A 23,290-nucleotide genomic window follows, 5' to 3' on the forward strand; every position below is an offset into this window, starting at 1 on the left:
TGTGTCCAAGTCCGATATCCGTCGTCTGGACCGTGAGATCCAGAAGGCCGCCGCGAAGCTGGAAGCGGTCAAGCGTGGTGAGTCGTGGCCGCTGAACGGTGCGGAGCGTCGGGCGATGGCCCGGGCCACGGTCGGCGGCTCCTACCGGGTCGTACGCGGTAAGAGCACCGCCCGTGCGGAGCAGCGGATGGATACCACCATCGCCAACGCGGAGATGCGGCTGACCGCCGAGCTGACCGCTCTGTACGGCGAGAAGCAGCGTCTGATCACGGAGGCCGCCCGCGCGAAGGCCGCGAAGAAGCGTTCGGGGTGGTGGTGAGCATGGACGCCCGTTGCCCCGCCGCCCACCCGCAGGACCCGACCCCGTGTGTCGGCCCGCCCGTGGTGACCGTGCTGGACGAGGTCAACGAGGGGGCGGACGGATGTGAGCATCACGGTGCCCGACTGCTGGCCTCGCTGGCCGGCGGTCGCGTCTACCCCCTGCCCGACGCCCCGCCGGGGGCGGCGATCCGTGTGTTCAACGCCGCCGACGGCATCCGCCCCTTCTGCTGGATCGACGGGCCCCGTACCAGGCCGTCCCAGCTCAGCCATGCCGAGAACCGCGCTCGCCGCCACTGCTGAACGTCGTACGACCGCCGGGGTGCCCGCTCTTTCCACGGACACAGGCACCCCGGCACCCTCACCCATCCCGCCCCCGCAAAAAAGGGGGGCAGTCAGGAGCAGTACCAGCATGACCGACAACGTCATCCCTCTCACCAAAACCGAGCCGACCGGCCCTGAGCCGGACGTGACACCGACGGTGCTGACCGTGGTGCCCGACGCCCCGCCGGCGCCGCTGACGCCGTTGTGGGTGCGCTCCGGACGCGCCGTCAAAACCGCCGTCACGCACGAGAACACCCGCACCGTTGCCCGTGCGGTGGCCCGGCACAGTCTCTACACGTTCAACGGGGGCCGGATCGTGGCCCGCCGCACCTGGGACGGCAAGACCGGCGCCCGCTACGAACGCATGATCCGCACAGCCGAAGCAGCCGGAAACCTGGAAGCTGCCGAGGAGTGGGAGGAGCGTTTGCAGCGCTTCCGCCAGGCCCGCCACCACCGCCGCATGGACCTCTTGCACTCGCCGGTAGAGGCCGCCAAGGGCCTCGCGGTCGGGACCGGGGTGAGCATCGGGGTGCTGGTCGCCCTCGGGGTCGTCATGGCGATCAACAACCACGACATCACCGACGTCATCACCCCACTGAAAGCAACCATCGAGTTCATCGCCCTACTCATCCGAATCGTCCAGGTCACGTGGGGTACCGCGCTGATCGTCGGCCCGTTGCTCGCCCTGTTCGCGCTGTGGGCGGTCGGCAGCAAGCAGCAAGCTGCACCGCAGTGGGCACTGCCCGCCAACGTCCGCAGCAGCGAGGGCGAACCGGTCACCCCGTCCATCGTCGTCAAGGCCCTGCGCGACCTCGGAGTACCCGCACTCCGCAACGCCATCAAGGACATGGGCGACGCCGGCGCCTCCATGCTCGGACCGATCCGCATCGCCGGATGCGGCGTCGAAGTCGACGTCACCCTTCCGTCCGGGGTCTCCACGATCGAGGTGCAGAACCGGCGCCGCAAGCTCGCCGAGAACCTGACCCGGCACGAGCACGAAGTGTTCATCACCATCCCCCAGGCGGCGCGCACGGTGCGGCTGTGGGTGGCCGACTCGGGTGCGTTGGACGAGCCGATCGGTCCGTCTCCGCTGGTCACGGACGAGACGATGACCGCCGACTACACCAAGGGCAAGGCGCCGTGGGGTCAGGACCTGCGTGGCGATATGGCGGCACTGAGCGTGTATCAGCGCCACCTGCTGATCACCGGGTTGTCGAACCAGGGCAAGACCGTCGCCCTGCGCTCCCTCGCGCTGTGGCTCGCGTTGGACAAGTCGGTGCAGTTCTGGATCGGCGACCTCAAGGGCGTCGGTGACTGGAAGATGTTCTACGGCCTGGCCGACGTGCTGATCCAGGGCCCGACCGACGACCACGTCATCCAGGTGACCGAGATGGTCGAGAACGCGGTCGAGGAGATGAACCGCCGTATCCAGGCGCCGCCCGGAACGGTGTTCCCCGCCCTGATCGTGATCGTGGACGAAGCACAGATGGCGTTCATGTGCCCGGTCGTCGACGACGAGCGCCGCCCCTACGGCGGCTCCAAGGCCACGTCCCGGTATTTCATGGCGGTCCGCAAGATTCACAACCAGGGCCGCGCCGTGAACGTCCTGATGTGGCAGGGCACGCAGGACCCCACCGACCAGAACCTCCCCAAGCTCGTCCGGGAGGGTGCCCACACGCGGGCCTCGCTCGCGCTGGGCACGGAGTCTCAGGCGCGGATGGCGCTGGGGGACAAGGCAGTTGACGGCGGTGCGGCACCCAATCTGCTGCGTCCCGGTCTGGATCAGGGAACCCTGGTCCTCGCCTCGTCCGGCATCGCCATTCCCGCCGGGCAGGCGTCCATCACGGTCCGCACGCACTACATCGACGACGACGCGGCCGAAGCCATCACCGACCGCGCCAAGGCCATGCGCGCCGGCATCACCACCCTGCGCGTCGTCGACACCGGCGAGGAGCGAGACGCGCTCGCCGACATCGCGTCCGTGCTCGGGGATGCCCCGCGTGTGCTCACGCAGGAGGTTCTCAAGCGGCTGACCGTGCTGGACGCGGACGCCTACGGCGCCTGGTCGTTCATCGACCTCAAGCGCGAGCTGGACGGCACCGGAGCCGAGCCCTACAAGTCGGACGGCCGCATGGTCGTCGGTGCCGAACGCGTCTCCCGCGCCCTCACCAACCGCGACAGCGACGGTTCCGCTTCCGCCGCCGAGTGACAGGGAGCCGACCCCCGGCGGGCCAGGGAGGAAGGGAGACCTCCCTGGCCCCCTCCCTGGCCCACCTCCCTGGGCCTGACCTGCACAAATGATCGCCAGGGAGTCAGGGAGGGGACGCAGGTCAGACCCCGAAAACCCCCTCCACAGCTCACCTGCCAGGGGGTGTCCCTGCCTCCCTGCCATACCGCCGGAAGGGATTCCGCATGTACCCCGAGACCACCGGCCCCGCGCCCGCCGAACGGGCCGTGACCATCCACCAACCGACCCCGATACAACCCGTCATCGCCGTACCCGCGCCCCTCGTTCCCGTCCAGCCGGGCACCGTCCCGGCGGTCGCATCTGTCGTGCTGCCGGACGGGCGGGTCGTCACCGGCTACGCCATCGACCCCATGCGGCCCGAACCGGTCGCCACCCCGCCGGCCGTCTCCCGCACTGCGGTGAACGTCGCCCTCGGGGGCGTCGGATTCCTCGCCGTGTGCGGCGGACTGCTGCTCCTCACCACCTTCATCACCGCCCTCACCGCACTGATCACTCAGCTCATCACGCTCGCCGCTGTCATCTTCGGCGGCTGGATCGCCGTCCAGGTGTTCAGCGCGAGCGGCCACAAGGGCGGGACCACGGTCAACATCCGCAAGGCAGTCATCAAGCGCAACAAGTTCTACGGCTGACCAACAGCTACGGGGAACCCAGTTCCTCATCAAGCACGTGCGGCCAGTTCCCGTGACCCAACTCCCCTGCCATGAGGAGATCGCGCCAGTCCGCCCGTGCGAGGCGGATCGCCGCACGGAACTGGTCGATGTCCCCGGCGGCAATGAACACGGCCGCAGCCAAGAGCCGCTCCGTGTCCTGTAGCGAGTTGGCGAGTTCGTCGGCCAGCACACGCAGGGCACCGGCCACTCCCCGCGCAACGTCGGCATCCGGAAAGTCCCGCCGAACTCTCGCGTGCAGACGAGCACTGATCACGTCTTCGGCCACGCCATCCCCCTCGCTCACAGCCAGCAACAGACAGGGCAGCCCCCGCATCTCGCCAAAGAACCGGGGCCGCCCTGATCCACCTGCCCTCAACAGACCTGTGGAGGCATCCAGCATGACCCAACCCACCGACATTCGGCGAGCCCCCGAACACCTGCACACCGCGCTCAGCCTGGCGACGGCCGGTGTACCACCGCTGCCCCTGCGGGCGGGAAAGGTCCCGTTCGGCAACTGCCGCACCTGCGCGAACAACGCGTGCGGCGGCCGACCGAACATGAAAACCCCCGGCCCCTGCCACTGCCCGGCGCCCTGCCACGCATGGGCCGCCGCCACCACCGACACGACCGTCCTCAACTCGCCTGCATGGGCGAGGGCGTGGCGGGAAGCGGCGGCGGTCGCCTACCACCCCGGCGGCGCCGGCCTCACCGTCGTCGACCTCGACAACGCGGAAGCCATCGCGTGGGCCCGCACAGCGCTGCCCTCGACCTGCATCGTGCCGACAACCCGGGGTGAGCACTGGATCTACCAGGGCGTCATGCCGTCCGCCAACGCGGTCCGGCCCGGCGTCGACATCAAGTCCCTTATGGGATACGCCCGTTGGCGCGGATGGGGCAGCGGCGCCATGGCCGCCCTCCCGGGCGCTGTGCGTGCTCTGGCACTGACGGACCCCTCTCCCGCCCGTAGGGCGCCACAGACCCTCTCAGCGCCCTTGGGAGGCCAAGGCGGACAGTGCCGCCACCGCTCGCCCGTGTTCCTGGACCGTGGGATCGCCATGGCGGAGCAGCACATCACCGGCGCCCGTGAGGCGGTGCACGCCACCGTCTACCGGACGTTCCTTGCGGTGCTGTTCACGCACGGCCGGTGCGGCTGCCTCACCGACACGCACGTCGCCCGGCTGTTCACCGCCGCGCAGGCCAAGGGCGAATCGCCCCGGCACTGCACCGACGCGTGGACCAACGCCCTCACCACGTTGGGACTGTGACCATGGCCGACGACGACAAGAACCCCGCCCGCCAAATCATCACCGACTACGCGCAATCCCACTTCCGCTACTTCCGCACCCCGGACGGAACCGTGTACGCGCAGAAGAACGGCCAGCCCGTCGCCCGCCCCATCCGCTCCCAGGGCACCACCGGCAGCCACCGCCAGGAACTCATGGTCGGCCTCTACCGCGACGGACGCGGCGCCTTCAACGGCAGCGCGCTCAAAGAGGCACTGGACCTGATCGAAGCACTCGCCCTGACCGAGACCGTGCAGCCCGTGCACATCCGCGTCGCCCCGGGGTTCGACGGGGCGACCTGGCTGGACCTGGGACGCGATGACGGTCAGTCCGTGCGTATCCACCCCACAGGCTGGGACATCCTCACGCCCGACCCGCAGGAAGTGTGCTGGCGCCGTACCCAGCTCACCGGGGAACTTCCGCTGCCCGTCAAGGACACCGACGGCAAGGGCATCGATCTCCTGATGCGGCTGTGCAACTTCGCCAACTCGGAGACTGAGTGCCTGGCCATCGCGTGGCTGATCGGCTGTCTCGGACCGTCCGTCCCCGTCCCCGCCCCGTTCCTCACCGGCCCGCAGGGCGCGGGCAAATCGACCGGCGGGCGGATGCTCGTTCGGATCATCGAGGGCATGAGCGGGGACCTGCGCCGGGCCCCGAAAGACGAGGAGAACCTGATCGCGGCCGTGGCGGCCGGATGGGTTACGGCCCTCGACAACCTCTCCCACATGACCCCCGATCTGTCCGACGCGATGTGCTGCATCGTCACCGGAGCCGAGAGCGTCAAGCGGGCCCTGTTCACCGACGGGGACGTGTTCCGCGTCGGCTACCGCCGCCCCCTGCTCCTGACCGGCATCGACGTCGGAGTCATCCGGCCCGATCTCGCCGAACGGCTTCTACCCCTGCGCCTGGAGCGACCCAGCATCCGGCGTACCGAAGCGGATCTGTGGATCGACTACGCGGAAGCTCTGCCCGTCGTGCTCGGCTCGCTCCTCGACCTTACGGTCAAGGTGCGTGCGGTGGCGGCGGAGACCCCGACCGACCTGCGGATGGCGGACTTCGCGCACCTGTGCGCGCAGCTCGATGCGGCAACCGGTCTCGGAGCGCTGCCCGCCTACCGGGCCAGCCTCGATGACCTCAACGACGACGTCATCGAGGGCGACCTGTTGGCGCAGACTGTCATTGAGCACGCGGCGGCCATGGAGGCGGGCGCGGAAGAGCGGATGACGTCCACGCAGTGGCTGCACTGCCTCAGCCGCGTCTACGCCGGCGACGAACTGCGCGCTCTGCCCAAGGGGTGGCCGACCACGGGCAAAGTCCTCTCCGACCGTCTCAAGCGGCTTCAGCCCACCCTCGCCGCCCGGGGCGTGATCATCGACTCCGGCCGCACCAAAGAGGGCCGCTACATCGAGATCACCCGGCTCGCCCCGCCCTCGCACGAGCAGGAACGGGCGTTCTGACCGGCGCCACCCACCACGCACAAGCAAGAGGAGCACCCCCCAGCGAGGCGTGCTCCTCTTGCTGTTCGCCGCCGCGCGGCGCCCCGAGGACGTGCCGCGAAGCGGCCCCTTCTTCGCTCCCTGAGATGCACCCACACCACCACAGACAGCCCCTCTTTTTTTCCTAAGTAGGGGAAGGCTGCGTCACCTGCGTCACCCGACCCCACAAAACGGTGGGTGACCTGCGCAGACAGGGGTGACGCAGACGGCATGTCTCTGCGTCATCGTGCGTCACCTGCGTCATCGGTGACGGACAGCCTGCGTCACCGATGACGCACGCCCAACTCTCTGCGTCACCCCAAAACCGCAGGTCAGGGCCACGCGTGACGCAGATGACGCGGGTGACGCAGAAATTCCCACCTCGGACACACACGACGCCCCCCCCAGCACGCTCGGCCCGCGCACGGAGGACACGCCATGAGCAGCGCACGTGAACATCCGGACCCGCGCGCCACCCTCCGAGGTGGCCTCCCGGACCAGTACCTCACCCCCGACGACATCGCCACGCTGCTAAAGGTGCCCAAAGAGACCGTCTACCAGTGGCGCAAGAAGCACACCGGCCCGCCCAGCTTCCGCATCGGCAAACACGTCCGTTACGACCCCGCCGTCGTCCACGCCTACATCGCCCAAAGCATGGCCGACGACCGGACCGCCGCCTGACCCCCAGGCGCACCGCACAGCTCAACACCCCAGGGAGGGCCACCCCGTGGCCCTCCCTTCCCCATGCCCAGAAGGGACCGCCGCCGCATGGCTGGCCACATCCAAGACCGCTGGTACAAGACCGAAACCGACACCAACGGCAAGACCCACCGCGTCAAAAGCGACCGTTACGGCATCGGACTCCGCTACCGCGCCCGGTACATCGGCCCGGACGGCACCGAGAGGTCCAAGAGCTTCCCCGACCGTCAGAAGCGGCTCGCCGAGCAGTGGCTGACGGGCATCGAAGCCGATATGAACTGCGGCCACTACATCGACCCGAAAGCCGCCCGGATCACCTTCAAGACCTATGCCGAGAAGTGGCTCAAGACCCACAGCGCGGACGTGTCGAGTCAGATCGTGACCGAACAGAGGCTGCGCCTTCATGCGCTCCCGGTACTCGGTTCCCGCCCCCTGGACTCGTTCCGCCCCGAACACATCCGCGAACTCGTGAGCGTCCTGGAGAGGGACCCTGCCGTTAGTGGCTCCTACGCGCGGAACATCTACGGCGACGTACGAGCAGTGCTCAGTGCGGCAGTCGACGACGGCCTGTTGCCCCGGAACCCGTGCGGCGCGAGGTCCGTCCGCCCGCCAGCAGTCGAGAAGCGGCGCGTCGAACCGTGGCTGGCCTCACAGGTGCACGCGGTCCGCGCGGCGCTCCCCGAGCGCTACCAGGCTGTGGTGAACCTTGGAGCGGGATGCGGGCTGCGTCAGGGGGAGATCGTCGGGCTCGCTGAGGACGCGCTCGACTTCGACGGCGCCACGCTGCACGTGGTCCGGCAAGTGAAGCTCATCCGGGGAAAGGCCGTGTTCGCCCCGCCGAAGTGCAACAAGGAGCGGGACGTGCCCTTGCCGCCCTCAGTTGCCGAAGCCATACGGGCCCACATGGACGCGCACAAGCCCGTTGAGATCACCCTTCCGTGGCGGAAGCCTGACGGCCCCATGGTGTCGGCTCGTCTCCTGTTCACGAACACAGCGAACGGGATCGTCTGGCGGAGCAACTTCAACGTGCAGGAGTGGAAGCGCGCGCTCGCTGCTGCGGGCCTGATCTCCGAAGCCGAGAAGGGCAGCAAGTACGTGTCCGCACGCGAGCACGGCATGCACGCGCTGAGGCACTTCTACGCGTCCGCGCTGTTGGACGCAGGGGAGAACATCAAGGCCGTCAGTCAGTACCTTGGGCACTCCGACCCGGGACTCACCTTGCGCGTGTACGCACATCTCATGCCCGACAGCCGTGAACGGACACAGCGAGCAGTCGACGCAGTTTTCGCTCCGTAGAACCCTTCGTTCCACCAACCTGTGGCAGGACGTCTCAGTTCTGCCACAGGTTGCCCAATTCAAGACTGCGACGAAGCACCGCAGGTTATGACGAGACCATGAAGAAATGGGGCGCACGATTCGCCGTAGCCGCAGCAGGTCTAGGACTATTGGCCTTGACTTTCATTCTCCTATGGAAAGGGCCATGGATTTTTGATGGCTCACACCTTCGCCGGAAAGATCTCCAACCTGCCGATGGTGTCGTCATAACAGGTTTTCGCACAATGGTCGTGGCAATCTTGGCATCAATATTTGCCGCGCTCGGCTTGGTCTACACTCACGTAACTCTTCAACACACACGCGACAAAGATAGAGAACAGGCAACCCTTACGCGCGAAGGTCAGATGACTGACCGTTACGCCACAGCCATTGAACTCCTTGCAGCGGCTGAGCTAACCAAAAGACTGGGAGGAATTTACGCCCTAGAGCGAATAATGCGCGATTCTCCAAAAGACCACGAAACCATTATCGAAGTACTTGCCGCATTTGTACGCGAGCACTCCCCACGTCCAGAGCAAGACGAAAGCGTGGAGTCCGAGCGCGAGCACGAAACCATGAAAGACCACGTACAAGCCGCGCTAACTGTCTTGGGGCGCAGGCCAGAGCGTACCGAGTCGTTCGCGATTAACTTGCGGAACACCGACCTGCGTGCCGCCCACTTGCCTAGGGCAAAGTTGCGTTCAGCTAATCTCCAAGGTTCTTTCCTCGAATATGCAGAACTGCAAGGCGCAGACCTACTAGAGGCCAATATGGAAGCATGCCACTTGGAGAACGCAGATCTAAGTGGCGCGGACCTAACCAGCGTCAACCTGAGAAGGTCACACCTGCACTCCACGTCTCTCAAAGAAGCTCGACTCGATCACGCTAAACTTTTTTATGCGTTGCTACGGTACTGCGATCTTACCAACGCCAGCCTCGTGAAAGCGAATTTGAGCAACGCCCGCCTGATTGCCGGAAATCTCGAAGGCGCCGACTTCACAAAATCAAGGCTAATGATGACAAAGTTCGAAGAATCATACATGGAAGGAGTTCGGTTGGATGACGCATTCCTGAATGGAACCGACTTCAGCGAGGCTAATGATCTCAAAGCAGAGCAGTTGTTGGTTGCCCAGATTAGGTCCAACACGAAGGTGCCTATAAGTCTGGTGGACGAGCCTCGCGTGGCAGAACGCCTGAAGGTCGCATTGGAACAGGTCAAAAACCGGGCCAAGCTGCGCGCGGAGGTCCCCTCACCGCCCCCCGACCTACCTTGAGTCGAACTCCTCACGGCCCGTGGACGGCCCAACGACTGCTGCAAGTTCCACTTAGCCCTCGAACCAGCAGGTCAGAGCCCAATTGCTTGTTGAGTAAACAAGTTCTCCGGGCTTAGGCATGGCCATACCAGTGTCGCAGACATCCGGACACCCCCTCGCCGCCCTGTGGACAACTCCCGGAGCAGCCGCGAAACCCCAGCTCAGCAGCGTCCTACGGCCTCACCGGGCCGCCGCCGCCATCACCCCCCGCAGCTCGGCCACCTCACGCTCCAGCTCCCGGTAGTGGTCGCTGACCTTGCGCCGGGCCGTCGGTACGACATGGCCCGCGTCCAGTTCGGTGAGCTGGTCGACGAGCGCGGTGAGGTCCGTCCGCCAGCCCTCCCAGCCCTCGGCGCCCTCGGCCGACGCCAGCTCCTGCTGGGCGGCGCGCAGGGCCGTGTGGACCCCCTCGCGCAGCGGGACCAGGTCGGCGCGCAGGCGTTCGGTGCGTTGGCGGAGGTAGGCGAACGACTCGCCGACACCGGCGAAGGTCTCCCCCAGTTCGGTCATCGACCTGACCTGCTCACCGAGCGCCTCCAGCCAGGGCAGGGTCGCCTCGACCCCGTGCTCGGCGGCCTCCACGGTCCCGGTGCGGATCTCCTCGTACCCCCGGGAGACACCGTCCAGGTCGGCGAAGACGCTCACCGCGCCGAGCGTCTGCTCGCGGATGGTGTCCGAGGGCAGTCCGTCGCCCTGGTCGAGCAGCGCCTCCAGCCTCGCCAGTTCGCCCCGCACCTCCCGGCGCAGCTCAAGCAAGGCCTGGTGCGCCGCGTCGGCCGCCTCCACGGGACCGGTGACAGCTGCCAGCCCCTCGGCCTGCCGCTGGCGTCTCGCACGACTACGCCCCCACATGCACGCCACCCCTTCCGGACAGATCGACCGCACTGAAGTCGATCTTAGGTTCGAAAGGGGTGGTTTCAGGCCGACGTAGCTGTTTCAAAGGAAACCCGGACCGTACTGGAACATTCCGGCAGTCACGCGGTCTCCCAGTCACCCGGTCCCTGATCCTGTGCCCTCAGCCCACGAAGGCGACGAACAGCAGCCACACCACGGGAGCCGTCGGCAGCAGGGAGTCCAGCCGGTCCATGATCCCGCCGTGCCCCGGCAGCAGCGTGCCCATGTCCTTGATGCCCAGGTCCCGCTTGATCATGGACTCGCCGAGGTCACCGAGGGTGGCGCTGGCCGCGACCGCGAGGCCCAGCAGCAGCCCCTGCCACCAGTGGCCGTCGTCGATCGCGAACTCCATCAGCAGCGCGCCCGCCACCATCGCGAACCCGATCGCCCCGAACAGGCCCTCGCGGGTCTTGCCGGGGCTGATGCGCGGGGCGAGCTTGTGCTTGCCGAAGCGCCAGCCGATCGCGTACGCCCCGGTGTCGCTGACGACGGTCAGCAGCAGGAACGTCATCACGCGCTGCGCACCGTCGTCGGCGGTGAGCATCATCGCGACGAACGTGGCCAGGAACGGGACGTAGAAGGCCGCGAAGACGCCCGCGGTGACGTCCTTGAGGTAGCCCTCCGGTGGTTCCGTCATACGCCAGACCAGGACCGCGAGGGCGGTGAGCGCCATCGCGACCCAGGCGCCCTCGGCGCCCCGGACGTAGCCGGAGACGACCATCGCGGCGCCGCCGAGCGCGAGCGGCACCAGGGGTGCCTTGATGCCCTTGCGCTCCTGGAGCCTGGACGTCAGTTCCCAGAGGCCCACCACGACGGCGACCGCTATCACGCCGACGAAGACGGCCTTGACGACGAACAGCGACGCGATGATGACCGCACCGAGCCCGACCCCGACCCCTATGGCCGCGCCCAGGTCCCGGCCCGCGCTCTTCTTCTGCGGGACGGGGGCGGGCTGGGCGGAGTCGTCGGGCATGGGCATGGAATCCGGCTTCTGCGGCACCGTCCCGTAGGGCTGTGCCTGCGGCATCTCGTCGCGGAACAAGGGGCCGCCCGGCCGAGCGGCCCCCCGGTCGTCATCCTGGTCTCCGCCGTGTGCGGGTACGTCGGGCACGATGGGCATGGGGCGAGTCTGCTGCGCGTGGTGCGCATCGTACGCGGGACCCGCCGGGGCAGCCCCCTGGACAGGCCCCCGGTCGGACGGCCCCCAGTACCCGGTGTGAGGCGGCGCCCCCCAGGAAGAGTCGTTCATCAGACTTCGAGGAGCTCCGCTTCCTTGTGCTTGAGAAGCTCGTCCACCTGCGCGACGTACTTCGCGGTGGTGTCGTCGAGCTCCTTCTCCGCGCGACGGCCCTCGTCCTCGCCGACCTCGCCGTCCTTGACGAACTTGTCGATGGAGTCCTTGGCCTTGCGGCGGATGGCCCTGATCGAGATCTTGGAATCCTCGGCCTTGGTCCGGGCCACCTTGATGTAGTCCTTGCGGCGCTCCTGGGTCAGCTCGGGGAACACCACGCGGATGATGTTTCCGTCGTTGCTCGGGTTGACGCCGAGGTCGGAGTCGCGGATCGCCTGCTCGATGTTGCGCAGCGCGCTCTTGTCGAACGGGGTCACCACGGCCATCCGCGGTTCGGGCACGGAGAACGAGGCCAGCTGGTTGATCGGCGTCAGCGCGCCGTAGTAGTCGGCCACGATCTTGTTGAACATCGCCGGGTGCGCACGACCGGTACGGATCGCGGCGAAGTCCTCCTTGGCGACCACGACGGCCTTCTCCATCTTCTCCTCGGCCTCGAGGAGGGTCTCTTCGATCACCACTTGCTCCTGCGTGTCTTGAGTAGGCCCGGCTGCTCTTCGCGGTCCGCGGCCGGCTGCGTCGCGTCTTCTTCCTGCACGGTTCCCGACCGGCAGGCCATTGTCCATCCCCCGCTCAGGGTGCGTCCCTGAGCAGGGCTGATCCCCGGTCAGTTCCGGCTGTCCTGCTCACCGACGAGAGTGCCGATCTTCTCACCCTTGACGGCCCGCGCGATATTGCCCTCGGCCAGAAGCTCGAAGACGAGGATCGGGAGCTTGTTGTCCCGGCACAGCGTGATCGCGGTCATGTCGGCGACCTTGAGGTCCCGGGTGATGACCTCGCCGTACCCGAGCGAGTCGTACTTGACGGCCGCGGGGTTGGTCTTCGGGTCGGAGTCGTAGACCCCGTCCACGCCGTTCTTGCCCATCAGCAGCGCCTCGGCGTCGATCTCCAGGGCGCGCTGTGCGGCGGTCGTGTCGGTGGAGAAGTACGGCATGCCCATACCGGCGCCGAAGATGACCACACGGCCCTTCTCCAGGTGCCGTACGGCGCGCAGCGGGATGTACGGCTCGGCGACCTGCCCCATGGTGATGGCGGTCTGCACCCGGGAGTCGATGCCCTCCTTCTCCAGGAAGTCCTGGAGGGCGAGGCAGTTCATCACGGTGCCGAGCATGCCCATGTAGTCCGAACGGGCCCGGTCCATGCCGCGCTGCTGGAGTTCCGCGCCGCGGAAGAAGTTGCCGCCGCCGATGACGACGGCGATCTGGGAGCCGTCGCGCGAGACGGCCGCGATCTCGCGGGCAATCTTGTGCACCACGTCGGGGTCGACGCCCAGGCCCCCGCCACCGGAGAAGGCCTCTCCGGACAGCTTCAGCATGTACCGGCCGCGCACTTTGCCGTCGTCGCTCTTCTGGGCCTTGGTGGTCATGGAGAATCTCGCCTCTTCACGTGTCACACATACGAAGAAGGCCACTGCCGGTGGGGTGTCGATCGCATCCCATGCTCGGCAATGGCCTCCTCGTCAGATCTGCTGTCGTCCGCCACGCGCGCGTGCGTGACGGCGCACGCGCGTGACTGACGTCGACCCTATAGGCATGCCTACGCGGGCCGCGCGTCGATCGCGGTACGGACTCAGATGCCGACCTTGATGCGCGTGAAGCGCTTCAGGGTGACACCGGCCTCGTCCAGGACCTTCTGGACGGACTTCTTGTTGTCCAGGGCGTACGGCTGGCCGAGCAGCGTGGCGTCCTTGAAGAAGCCGTTGATACGCCCCTCGACGATCTTCGGCAGCGCGGCCTCGGGCTTGCCCTCGGCGCGGGTGGTCTCCTCGGCGACACGGCGCTCGGTCTCGACGACCTCGGCCGGCACGTCCTCCTTGGAGAGGTACTTCGGCGCGAAGGCGGCGATGTGCTGGGCGATACCCTTGGCGACCTCGGCGTTGGGCTTGTCCAGCTCGACGAGGACACCGATCTGCGGGGGCAGGTCGGGCATCGTGCGGTGCATGTACGCCAGCACGAAACCGTCCGCGTACTGCGCGAAGCGGTCCAGGACGATCTTCTCGCCCAGGTTGGCGTTGGCCTCGTCGACGTACGCCTGGACCGTCTTGCCGGCCTCGATCTCGGAGGCGAGGAGCGCCTCCAGGTCGGCCGGGGAGGTCTTGGCGACGTGCTCGGCGAGCGCGTTCGCGGCGGCCTGGAACTTCTCGCCCTTGGCGACGAAGTCCGTCTCGCACTTCAGCTCGACGAGGACACCGGAGGTGTTGTCGTCGGCGATGAGCGACACGACGGCGCCGTTCTCGGCGGACCGGCCCTCGCGCTTGGCGACACCCTTCTGGCCCTTGATGCGCAGGGCCTCTACGGCCTTGTCGACATCGCCCTCGGCCTCGTCCAGCGCCTTCTTGCAGTCCATCATGCCGGCGCCGGTGAGCTCACGGAGCTTCTTGACGTCGGCGGCGGTGTAGTTCGCCATGATTCTCGGAGTCTCTCTCGAAGTCTGAAAGATCTACGGATCGAAGGCGGGGGCCCGATGGAGGTGCCCCCGCCGTCAACAACCCGAAGGGGTGAGGGTCAGGCCTGCTCGGCGTCCGCGGCCGGAGCCTCGGCGACGGGAGCCTCGACGGGGGCCTCGGCGACGACCTCGGCCTCGGCAGCGGCCTCGACCGGAGCCTCGGCGACGGCCTCGGCGGGAGCCTCGACAGCAGCGGCCTCGGCGGCGGGCGCCTCGGCGTCGTCGGCCTTCTTCTCGCCCTCGAGGAGGTCGCGCTCCCACTCGGCGAGGGGCTCGGCGACGGCCTTCTCGCCCTTGTCACCGGTGTTGACGCCGGAACGGGAGATGAGGCCCTCGGCGACGGCGTCGGCGATCACGCGGGTGAGCAGGGTGACGGAGCGGATCGCGTCGTCGTTGCCCGGGATCTTGTAGTCGACCTCGTCGGGGTCGCAGTTGGTGTCGAGGATCGCGACGACCGGGATGTTGAGCTTCCGGGCCTCACCGACCGCGATGTGCTCCTTCTTGGTGTCCACGATCCAGACGGCGCTGGGCACCTTCTGCATCTCGCGGATACCACCGAGGGTCTTCTCCAGCTTGGCCTTCTCGCGCGAGAGCACGAGAAGCTCCTTCTTGGTGAGACCCGACGCGGCGACGTCCTCGAAGTCGATCTGCTCAAGCTCCTTGAGGCGCTGCAGACGCTTGTAGACGGTCGAGAAGTTGGTGAGCATGCCGCCCAGCCAGCGCTGGTTGACGTAGGGCATGCCGACGCGGGTCGCCTGCTCGGCGATCGCCTCCTGCGCCTGCTTCTTCGTGCCGACGAACATGACCGTGCCGCCGTGGGCGACGGTCTCCTTGACGAACTCGTAGGCGCGGTCGATGTACGACAGCGACTGGAGCAGGTCGATGATGTAGATGCCGTTGCGCTCCGTGAAGATGAACCGCTTCATCTTCGGGTTCCAACGACGGGTCTGGTGACCGAAGTGGACGCCGCTTTCCAGCAGCTCCCGCATCGTGACGACGGCCATGGCCGTTCTCCTTGTGTTTCTCGGTTGTGCCGCGGGTACCGGCCGGCACCCGCGCCTGACGCCCGATTGCGCCTTGCCACGAGGGACCGAGAGGCGCTGACACCAGCCCTTGTACGGGGCCTGATGTCGGGGCGTGCGAAGTCGACCCGGTGACCCGGATCGCCAAAGGAAGTGTACGGGACCCGCGAGGCCCCGGGTGACGCCGATATCCACAACCGGTCAGTACTCCACAGCCCCGCACGAACCCCCGCGAATCACGCCACCCTCACGGCATGCGAGCGAACCGAGGAGTGTGCTGGGCCATGGGACTACTGCTGACACTGCTGACGCTGACGACACCGACGGCGTCGACGGCACGGGGAGCCGGCAATCCCACCCCCGTCCCGCCGGACGCCCCGCCCGCCCCCGCGATCGCCCGCACGTGGCCCGTGGGAACCCGCCCCCTGGTCCTACGGACCTGGGACCCACCCCCGACCCCCTACGCAAGGGGCCACCGAGGCGTGGACCTGGGCACAACGCCCGGCGCCCCGGTCAGGGCGGTGGCACCGGGCCGGGTGCACTTCGCGGGCCGGGTGGCGGGCCGAGGAGTCGTCTCGCTGGAACTGACGGGCACGGGCACCCCGCCCCTACGGACAACATACGAACCGGTGACACCGGCGGTGAGGAAGGGAGCGGAGGTGAGGGCGGGCGAGGTGGTGGGCACGGTGGAGCCGGGAAGCGGCCACTGCACGACGACTTGCGTGCACTGGGGCCTGCTCAGAGGCACGACCTACCTGGACCCACTGACACTGCTACCCCCATGGCTCCTACGAAGGGGCCCGTCCCGCCTGCTACCGGTGCAGGGTGTCCCGGTCCCCGCACCCTGCGGGGATGCGTGCCGCTGAGGGCGTCACAGGTGGGCGCAGGCGGCAACCCCGCAAGCGCCGGGCCGCGCGACCCACCCCGACTCAGCCACCCGCACCCTCAGCCCCGCACACCCCGCAGAGCCATCGCCACGGCCGCATCGGTGATCACCGCGGGATCCTCGACAACCCCGAACTCGATCCGCCGCACAGCCGCGTCGACGATCCCCTGCAACAACATCGCCGCCAGCCGGGGCTCCGTGTGCCCGATGTCCCGCAGCGCCTCGACCACCATCGCGACCAGCCCGCCGTGCGCGGCCCGGATCTTCTCCCGGGCGCCCGCGTCCAGTTCGCTCGCCGAGATCGCCACCACGGCCCGGTGCCGCCGGTCGCCGACCAGGGCGAGCTGCCGACGCACATACGCCTCGACCTTGCCCTCGGGATCCTCCGCCAGCGCCATCGCCGTCTCGACCTCGGCCGCCCACACCGGGAAGTCGACCTCGCACAGCTCCTCGACGACGGCCGCCCGGGACCGGAAGTACTCATAGACGGACGACCGCGCGAGCCCCGTCCGCTCCGCCAGGGCCGGGAAGGTCAGCGCCTCCGTCCCGCCCTCGGACAGCAGGGACCTCGCCGCGTCCAGCAGGGCGGCTCGCTGCATCGACCGGTGCTCGGCCACGGAGGCCGCTCGAATCCTTGGCACGCCGTCCACTCTACGGACGGACGGCGCCGGAGGGGAGACACCCAGACCACCCGGCTCGGCCGGGCCGCCAGGTCAGCGGCCGAAGGCGGCCAGTTTCGCGCGCAGTTGCAGGACCGACTTGGTGTGGATCTGGCTGACCCGGCTCTCGGTCACCCCCAGGACGTTGCCGATCTCCGCGAGGGTGAGCCCCTCGTAGTAGTACAGCGTCACGACGGTCTTCTCCCGGTCGGGCAGCGTGTTGATCGCCCGCGCCAGGAACCGCCGCAGCTCCCGCCCCTCGGCCACCTCGACGGGGTTGTCGGCGGCGGTGTCCTCCAGGGTGTCCATGAGGCTGAGCCGGTCCCCGCCCTCACCCCCGGCGTGCAGCAGCTCCTCCAGCGCGACCACGTTGGCCAGCGACAACTGGCTGAACACGGCGTGGAGTTCGTCGACGCCGATGCCCAGCTCGGCGGCCACCTCGCCCTCCGACGGCGTCCGCCGCAGCCGCGCCTCCAGCGTCGCGTACGCCCGCTCCACGTTCCGCGCCTTCTGCCGCACCGACCGCGGAATCCAGTCCAGGGCCCGCAGTTCGTCGATCATCGCGCCCCGGATGCGCGTGATCGCGTACGTCTCGAACTTGATCTCCCGCTCGATGTCGAACTTCTCGATCGCGTCGATCAGCCCGAACACCCCGGAGGAGACGAAGTCCGCCTGCTCGACATTGGGCGGCAGCCCGACGCTCACCCGGCCGGCGACGTACTTCACGAGCGGCGAGTAGTGCAGGATCAGCTGCTCGCGCAGCCGCTCGTCGCCCGTCGTCTTGTACGAGCGCCACAGCTCGTCGACCGTCGAGGGGGCGGGCGGACGCACGTTACCGCCGTCGCGGGCGGCCGGTGGGGCCGCCGCCCGGTCGGACCCGGAGGTGTGCTGGGGCATACGTCGCCTAGTGCCGTTCTGCCGTGAACCGGTGATGTCTGGTCGGGTGCCCGGTCGGGCCGCCGGTCTGATGCGGTCTGATGTCGAATTACCCGTCTGGTCGAATTGCCTGTCCGACTGCCGTTCTGCGCCGGAATCCACGTGAGCGTAGCGTGACTGAGGTGTCGCAGTGTGCGAGGTCGGCGGGACGGGGTGTGCGCAGATACGTTCCGCTGGACGCCCTCCGGGGTCACGGCCGTTGCCCTGTGTGACCATCGGAGCGGACCAACTGCGGGAATTGCCAAGGGCGTCGGGCATCCCCCGGACGGCCGAACACGCTCGGTCAGCACCGGTCCCGGCCCGACCGGACGGAGATCATCGCCTGGCGTGTCAACTTCCAGCCGTCGTCGTGTCGTTCGACGTAACCAAGTGATCGGAGCTCGTACAGCCGGGCGACCGCGTCGTCGTTCGCCGTCGCGGCGCCCCGCGCGATGTCGTCCACCGTGGCCGTCCCGCGCGCGGGCAGCGCGGCCAGGACGCGCTGCGCCGCCGGTTCCAGCAGGTCGCGCGGGAGCACCGGCCCGCGCCGTTCCGGCGCCAGGTCGCCCATGTCCCCGACCAGTTCGGCGACTTCGGCGGCGTCGGTGACCAGCATCGCCTCGCCGCGCAGGAGTTCGTGCACCCCGGCGGAGAGCGCGCTGGTGGCGGGCCCGGGCACCCCTATCGTGAACCGCCCCAGCCGTTGCGCGGCCCGCGCGGTGACGAGCGAGCCGCTGCGGTAGGCGGCCTCGACGACCACGGTCCCCCGGGTGAGGGCCGCGATCACCCGGTTCCGCAGCACGAACCGGCTCGGCGTCGGATGATCCCCGGGCGGCAACTCGCCCACCACCAGCCCCTGTTCGGCGATCCTGGTGATCAACTGGGTGTGCCCGCGCGGGTAGGGCCGGTCGACCCCGCAGGCGAGTACGGCGACGGTGGCGCCGCCCGCGCCGAGCGCACCTCTGTGCGCGGCCCCGTCGACCCCGTACGCCCCGCCCGACACGACCACCCACCCCCGCTCCGCGAGCCCGGCGGCGAGGGTGGCCGCCATGTGGGCGCCGTACTCGGTGCAGGCGCGGGCCCCCACCACGGAGACGGATCGCAGCGCCCACATCCGCAGACTGGGCCGCCCGCGCACCCACAGCCCGGTGGGCCGCGCGTCCCCGAGGTCGTCGAGCTGGGCGGGCCACTCCGCCTCGCCGGGCCACACGAACCGCACCCCCGCCTCCCGGGCGACGGCGAGATCCCGCTCGGGCTCGGCCCGCTCGGCCCGCGCGCACAGCCCCGCCCACCGGGTCGAGGTGACCCCGGTCAGCATGGGCCCCCCGTCCCGCAACCGCCGCACCACCTCCTCGGCCCCGCACTCCCGGACCCACCGCCCGGCGACCTCGTCGCCGGGCTCGACGACCCGGGTCAGAAAGACCCGGGCGAGCCCGTCCCCGGCCGACGAGCCCTCCGCCTCGCCCCCGGTCCGGTCGCCGCCGGTCGGGCGCCCAGCCACTTCTCCCGTCACGTCTGCTCTCCCGTCACGTGCACACCCCGTTCGCCCCAGGCACTCCCCACGACACCCCCGCACGCGACCGCGGCACCGGAGGACCACCCGTCCCACCGAGCCGGTCACGGCAGGCCGCCCGGCCCGCCGGGACGGGGCCGGTCGGCCCAGCACCGACCGGGCCCCCGCCCCCGCTCCCCCTCACGTCATCGCCCCGATGGCCATCGGAACCCCCCGCGGCACCCCCGTACGCAGTTGCAGCGCCAGGGCGACATCCGCCGCGTCGGGGCGGTCGTGGCCGACGAGGTCCGCGACCGTCCAGGCGACCCGTAGGACGCGGTCGATGCCGCGCGCGGTGAGCATCCCGCGTTCCAGGTTCCGCTCGGCCTCCTCCATCGCGCCCGGCACGGCATGCCACTGGCTGCGCAGTTCGCGGCCCGGCACCTCGCTGTTGGTGCGCCACGGGGTGCCCAGGAGCCGTGCCGCCGCCCGTTCGCGGGCCACCCGTACCCGGTCGCGGACCTTCGCCGTGGACTCGCCCCGTGCCCCCGTCCCGGTGAGCTGGGAGCGCGTGACCCGGTCCACCTCAACCCGCAGGTCGACCCGGTCGAGCAGGGGGCCGGAGAGCCTGGCCTGGTAGCGCCGGATCACCGAGGGCGGGCACTCGCACAGGGTGTCCCGCTGCGAGAAACGGCCGCACGGGCAGGGGTTCGCCGCCAGGATCATCAGGAACCTCGCCGGGAACCGGACGACCCCCGCGCTCCGGGCGATCACCACGTGCCCGGCCTCCAGCGGCTGGCGCAGCGCGTCCAGTGCCTGGCTGCCGAACTCCGGGGTCTCGTCCAGGAACAGCACGCCTCGATGGGCGAGCGAGACCGCTCCGGGCCGTGCGATGCCCTGTCCGCCGCCCACGAGTGCCTGCATGGTGGCCGAGTGGTGCGGGGCGCAGTAGGGCGCCGTCTCGACCAGGGGCCTGCCCGGTGGCAGCAGGCCCGCGACCGAGTGGACGGCGGTGACCTCCAGCGACTCCTCCCGGGTGAGCCGGGGCAGGACCGCCGGCAGCCGCTCCGCGAGCATCGTCTTGCCCGCCCCGGGTGGGCCTTCGAGGAAGACGTGGTGGCCGCCGGCCGCGGCCACCTCCATCGCCGTGCGGGCGGAGTGCTGGCCCACCACGTCGGCCAGGTCGTGGCCGTTGTCGTACTGGGCGGCGCCCATGCTGTGCATGCCGGTGGCCGCCCCGGTGCCCGGCATCCGCAGGCCCGCCATGAGCGGGTCGGGGCGGCCGTGCTCGTCCGGTTCCTCCTCGGGCACGGGCTCGTCCGTGAGAACGGCGATCAGCTGGCGCAGACTGCGCACACCGAGCACCGACACCCCGGGGACCAGCGCGGCCTCGGCGGCGGCGCACTCCGGCACGACCACCTGTTCGTACCCGGAGTCGGCGGCGGCCAGTACCGCGGGCAGGATGCCCCGGACGGGCCGCACCCGGCCGTCGAGGCCCAGTTCGCCGATCATCACGATGTCGGCGAGGACCCGGGGGTCGATCCGCTCGGCGGCCCCGAGCACGGCCGCCGCGACGGCGAGGTCGAAGCCGCTGCCGCTCTTGGGCACAGAGGCCGGGCTGAGCCCCACCGTGAGTTTCTTCTGCGGCCAGGCGGCCCCCGAGTTGACGACCGCCGCCCTGACCCGGTCCTTGCTCTCCGTCAGGCTCTTGTCGGGCAGTCCCACCAGGGTGAACGCGGCGACGCCGGGTTCGAGGTCCGCCTGGACCTCGACGACCACGCCCTCGACGCCGACCAGCGCCACCGAACACGTACGGGCGAATCCCATCACGCCACCCCCCGCGCGTGTTCCACCACGGGCGCCCCGCGCTCGGGCAGCAGCACGCCGACCAGGTCGATACGGACGCCGCCGGGCGGCGCACCCCCGTGTTCCTGGACCCAACGTTCGGCAAGGCCCCGCAATCGCTCGGCCTTGGCCGGGGTGACTGCGGCCATCGGGTGCTGGAAGGCCCCCGCCGGACCGGTCGCCCGGCGGGTCTTGACCTCGCAGACGACGAGCGCGTCGCCGTCCCGGGCCACGATGTCGATCTCGCCGGTGCGGCCGGCCCGCCAGTTGCGGTCCAGGACCGTCATCCCGGCCTCGGTCAGCCGCCGCGCGGCCAGTTCCTCGCCGTACCTGCCCAGTGCGCCACGTCGTCCGTCGCCGTTGCGCGTGTTCTCGTCGCTGCTCATGTCGGCACCACCTCCGGCGCCAACATTGCGGGCAGTTCAGCGAGCTATTGGATCTTGGTGGACAACCTCACGATTGTGGATAACCCCGCCACCCGCACGAGTGACCGTCAGCCGCCCGGCAGCTCCAGGTCGCTCTTGTTCAGCTCCTCGATGTTCACGTCCTTGAACGTGAGCACTCGCACCTGCTTCACGAACCGGGCCGGCCGGTACATGTCCCACACCCAGGCGTCGGCCATCGACACCTCGAAGAACACCTCGCCCTGGACCGAGTGCACCTGCATCTCGTAGTCGTTGGTGAGGTAGAAGCGCCGTTCGGTCTCGATCACATATTTGAACAGACCGACGACATCGCGGTACTCCCGGTAGAGCTTCAGCTCCATCTCGGTCTCGTACTTCTCGAGGTCCTCGGCGCTCATGGCATGTTCCCCTTCAGCCGTGCGTCCCCCCATTGTGCGCCAGTCCTGGGAGCCTCTAGACGATTTCCGTCTCAAGCGTCACAGGCATGGGCGGGGGACCTTCGTCGAGCACCTTGCGCAGGAGCTCGGCGAGTCTGGTCGGATACACCGTCTCATGTGCCCGGGTCAGTTCCTGGCACGTCCACCAGCGCGCTCCGGCGACACTGCGCCGTTCCAGCTCGGTCTGGCCCGTGGCCCGGGTCTCGGTCCGGTCCGTACGGGCCAGGTAGTACCACTCGTCCTGGTCCCAGCGGCGCCCCGCGAACGGGAAGGAGCACCTGCGCCGCCACAGCACCGGACCGAGTTCGACGTCGGCCGCGGTGATGCCGGTCTCCTCCGCGAGTTCCCGCAGCGCGGCCTCCTCGCGGGTCTCGTCGCCCTCCAGGCCGCCGCCGGGGGTGAACCACCAGTCGTCGGCCGGATCGTCCGGCTCGTGCCCGTGCAGCAGCAGGATCCGGTCCTTCGGATCGAGGAGCACGACCCTGGACACCCTGCGCAGCCCGCCGGCGTACGAGTCCTCCGCACCGCCCGCCGCCTCAGCGGGCACCGGCGGGCTCCGCCTGCGCGGCACGGCGCCGCCGCTTCGCCAGCAGGTTGTCGACCGGGCCGTAGGCGGCGCCGCCCAGGACGAGCACCCCGCCCACCACGACCGCGACGGTGAGCAGCCGCAGCGGCCCGGGCGAGGACAGGCTCCCCAGGGTGTCGAAGCCCGTGGGACGGGCCAGCATGCCCTTCATGGGCCACACCACGGCGTCGACCCGGGCGGCCACCGCACCGCGCGCCACGGTGCCGTTGAAGGCCTCCGTGAGGTGCGCCGTGGAGTCCAGTGAGCCGGTGCGCTCGTCCCCGAGCACGAACAGCCGCCCCTCGGGGACCGTGACCGACGGGATGCCCATCAGCTCCGCGGACTGGCCCTCGGGGATGTAGGACTCCTTGATCTGCTTGCCGTTGACAACCAGCTTGCCGTCCGTGCAGCAGGACACCGTGTCCCCGCCCACCGCCACGACCCGCTTGACCAGGGGCACGTCGCCCCAGGTCTCCTGGGTGAAGACCACGACGTCACCGCGCTTGATCTCACCGCCGTCGATCCGCTGGGCCAGCACCCGGTCACCGGCCACGATGGTGGGTGACATGGAGTCGGTCGGCACGGTGTACGGGCGGTAGATGATCGCGCCCCAGACGAAGCCGCCCAGGAAGAGCACACAGCCGAGGGCCACGGCGATTCCCGACAGCTTGCTGCCGAGCCGCCCGTGGCCCTCGTCCGTACGTGTTGTCGTGCTGGTCATCCAGTGGTCCCCCAGATCGGCTGCCTGGGACGG

Annotated in this window: 25 protein-coding genes; 10 read left to right on the forward strand and 15 right to left on the reverse strand. The window is 69.2% G+C overall.

The window, feature by feature from the left end; all coding sequences use genetic code 11:
• Nucleotide 1 precedes the first annotated feature (1 nt).
• From CW359_RS32215 to CW359_RS32230, 4 genes are all read left to right on the forward strand, one after another.
• Nucleotides 2-319: a hypothetical protein gene (locus CW359_RS32215; RefSeq protein ID WP_105973735.1), complete on the forward strand. Its 318-nt coding sequence runs from the start codon at nt 2-4 to the stop codon at nt 317-319.
• Nucleotides 320-321: 2 nt separating this feature from the next.
• A complete protein-coding gene (locus tag CW359_RS32220; RefSeq protein WP_232838708.1) occupies nt 322-621 on the forward strand; it encodes a hypothetical protein in 300 nt (99 codons plus the stop codon).
• 109 nt (nt 622-730) lie between these two features.
• Nucleotides 731-2,851, forward strand: coding sequence for an FtsK/SpoIIIE domain-containing protein (locus tag CW359_RS32225; RefSeq protein ID WP_105973736.1), 2,121 nt, complete (start codon nt 731-733; stop codon nt 2,849-2,851).
• A gap of 203 nt (nt 2,852-3,054) precedes the next feature.
• A complete protein-coding gene (locus tag CW359_RS32230; RefSeq protein WP_105973737.1) occupies nt 3,055-3,519 on the forward strand; it encodes a hypothetical protein in 465 nt (154 codons plus the stop codon).
• A gap of 7 nt (nt 3,520-3,526) precedes the next feature.
• Here the strand turns inward: CW359_RS32230 and CW359_RS32235 are convergent, their stop codons facing one another.
• Nucleotides 3,527-3,826: a hypothetical protein gene (locus CW359_RS32235; RefSeq protein ID WP_157968689.1), complete on the reverse strand. Its 300-nt coding sequence runs from the start codon at nt 3,824-3,826 to the stop codon at nt 3,527-3,529.
• A 112-nt stretch (nt 3,827-3,938) separates the two neighbouring features.
• Here CW359_RS32235 and CW359_RS32240 point away from each other — a divergent pair, with 112 nt between their 5' ends.
• From CW359_RS32240 to CW359_RS32260, 5 genes are all read left to right on the forward strand, one after another.
• Nucleotides 3,939-4,805 (forward strand): bifunctional DNA primase/polymerase, encoded by an 867-nt coding sequence (locus tag CW359_RS32240; RefSeq protein ID WP_105973739.1) that lies wholly within the window; start codon nt 3,939-3,941, stop codon nt 4,803-4,805.
• Nucleotides 4,806-4,807: 2 nt separating this feature from the next.
• Entirely contained in the window at nt 4,808-6,280 is a 1,473-nt protein-coding gene (locus tag CW359_RS32245) for an ATP-binding protein (RefSeq protein ID WP_105973740.1), read from the forward strand.
• Nucleotides 6,281-6,736: 456 nt separating this feature from the next.
• The gene (locus CW359_RS32250) at nt 6,737-6,979 is read left to right on the forward strand and encodes a helix-turn-helix transcriptional regulator (protein WP_105973741.1); all 243 of its coding nucleotides are present in this window, start codon (nt 6,737-6,739) and stop codon (nt 6,977-6,979) included.
• Nucleotides 6,980-7,066: 87 nt separating this feature from the next.
• A complete protein-coding gene (locus CW359_RS32255) occupies nt 7,067-8,293 on the forward strand; it encodes a tyrosine-type recombinase/integrase (RefSeq protein WP_105973742.1) in 1,227 nt (408 codons plus the stop codon).
• Between the two features lie 98 nt (nt 8,294-8,391).
• The gene (locus tag CW359_RS32260) at nt 8,392-9,585 is read left to right on the forward strand and encodes a pentapeptide repeat-containing protein (RefSeq protein WP_105973743.1); all 1,194 of its coding nucleotides are present in this window, start codon (nt 8,392-8,394) and stop codon (nt 9,583-9,585) included.
• A 219-nt stretch (nt 9,586-9,804) separates the two neighbouring features.
• Here CW359_RS32260 and CW359_RS32265 read toward each other — a convergent pair whose 3' ends face one another.
• From CW359_RS32265 to rpsB, 6 genes are all read right to left on the reverse strand, one after another.
• Entirely contained in the window at nt 9,805-10,476 is a 672-nt protein-coding gene (locus CW359_RS32265) for a hypothetical protein (protein WP_157968690.1), read from the reverse strand.
• 163 nt (nt 10,477-10,639) lie between these two features.
• Nucleotides 10,640-11,767, reverse strand: coding sequence for a phosphatidate cytidylyltransferase (locus tag CW359_RS32270; RefSeq protein ID WP_105973745.1), 1,128 nt, complete (start codon nt 11,765-11,767; stop codon nt 10,640-10,642).
• Nucleotides 11,767-12,324, reverse strand: a complete 558-nt coding sequence (gene frr / locus CW359_RS32275) for a ribosome recycling factor (protein ID WP_105973790.1) — start codon at nt 12,322-12,324, stop codon at nt 11,767-11,769. The genes CW359_RS32270 and frr overlap by 1 nt, the downstream gene beginning before the upstream one ends.
• 149 nt (nt 12,325-12,473) lie before the next feature.
• A complete protein-coding gene (gene pyrH / locus CW359_RS32280; protein ID WP_105973746.1) occupies nt 12,474-13,232 on the reverse strand; it encodes a UMP kinase in 759 nt (252 codons plus the stop codon).
• 203 nt (nt 13,233-13,435) lie between these two features.
• On the reverse strand, nt 13,436-14,272 hold the full coding sequence (gene tsf, locus CW359_RS32285) for a translation elongation factor Ts (RefSeq protein ID WP_105973747.1): 837 nt from the start codon (nt 14,270-14,272) through the stop codon (nt 13,436-13,438).
• 98 nt (nt 14,273-14,370) lie between these two features.
• Nucleotides 14,371-15,315, reverse strand: coding sequence for a 30S ribosomal protein S2 (gene rpsB / locus CW359_RS32290; RefSeq protein WP_105973748.1), 945 nt, complete (start codon nt 15,313-15,315; stop codon nt 14,371-14,373).
• Between the two features lie 302 nt (nt 15,316-15,617).
• Here rpsB and CW359_RS32295 point away from each other — a divergent pair, with 302 nt between their 5' ends.
• Nucleotides 15,618-16,199 (forward strand): M23 family metallopeptidase, encoded by a 582-nt coding sequence (locus CW359_RS32295; protein ID WP_105973749.1) that lies wholly within the window; start codon nt 15,618-15,620, stop codon nt 16,197-16,199.
• Nucleotides 16,200-16,278: 79 nt separating this feature from the next.
• Here CW359_RS32295 and CW359_RS32300 read toward each other — a convergent pair whose 3' ends face one another.
• The 8 genes from CW359_RS32300 to lepB all read right to left on the reverse strand — a co-directional run bounded on the left by CW359_RS32300 (nt 16,279) and on the right by lepB (nt 23,257).
• Nucleotides 16,279-16,836 (reverse strand): TetR/AcrR family transcriptional regulator, encoded by a 558-nt coding sequence (locus CW359_RS32300; RefSeq protein WP_105973750.1) that lies wholly within the window; start codon nt 16,834-16,836, stop codon nt 16,279-16,281.
• Nucleotides 16,837-16,932: 96 nt separating this feature from the next.
• On the reverse strand, nt 16,933-17,775 hold the full coding sequence (gene whiG, locus CW359_RS32305; RefSeq protein WP_105973751.1) for an RNA polymerase sigma factor WhiG: 843 nt from the start codon (nt 17,773-17,775) through the stop codon (nt 16,933-16,935).
• 322 nt (nt 17,776-18,097) lie between these two features.
• Complete coding sequence (gene dprA, locus CW359_RS32310; protein WP_408647541.1) at nt 18,098-19,306, reverse strand: DNA-processing protein DprA; 1,209 nt, start codon at nt 19,304-19,306, stop codon at nt 18,098-18,100.
• A gap of 180 nt (nt 19,307-19,486) precedes the next feature.
• The gene (locus tag CW359_RS32315; RefSeq protein ID WP_105973752.1) at nt 19,487-21,112 is read right to left on the reverse strand and encodes a YifB family Mg chelatase-like AAA ATPase; all 1,626 of its coding nucleotides are present in this window, start codon (nt 21,110-21,112) and stop codon (nt 19,487-19,489) included.
• Nucleotides 21,112-21,516, reverse strand: a complete 405-nt coding sequence (locus CW359_RS32320) for a YraN family protein (protein WP_105973753.1) — start codon at nt 21,514-21,516, stop codon at nt 21,112-21,114. The genes CW359_RS32315 and CW359_RS32320 overlap by 1 nt, the downstream gene beginning before the upstream one ends.
• A gap of 107 nt (nt 21,517-21,623) precedes the next feature.
• Nucleotides 21,624-21,932, reverse strand: a complete 309-nt coding sequence (locus tag CW359_RS32325; RefSeq protein ID WP_003965949.1) for a DUF2469 domain-containing protein — start codon at nt 21,930-21,932, stop codon at nt 21,624-21,626.
• A 55-nt stretch (nt 21,933-21,987) separates the two neighbouring features.
• A complete protein-coding gene (locus tag CW359_RS32330) occupies nt 21,988-22,518 on the reverse strand; it encodes an NUDIX hydrolase (RefSeq protein WP_105973754.1) in 531 nt (176 codons plus the stop codon).
• On the reverse strand, nt 22,508-23,257 hold the full coding sequence (lepB, locus tag CW359_RS32335; RefSeq protein WP_105973792.1) for a signal peptidase I: 750 nt from the start codon (nt 23,255-23,257) through the stop codon (nt 22,508-22,510). Before lepB ends, CW359_RS32330 begins: the two co-directional genes overlap by 11 nt.
• Between the last annotated feature and the right edge of the window lie 33 nt (nt 23,258-23,290).

The sequence above is a fragment of the Streptomyces geranii genome, assembly GCF_002954775.1.
Classification (GTDB): domain Bacteria; phylum Actinomycetota; class Actinomycetes; order Streptomycetales; family Streptomycetaceae; genus Streptomyces; species Streptomyces geranii.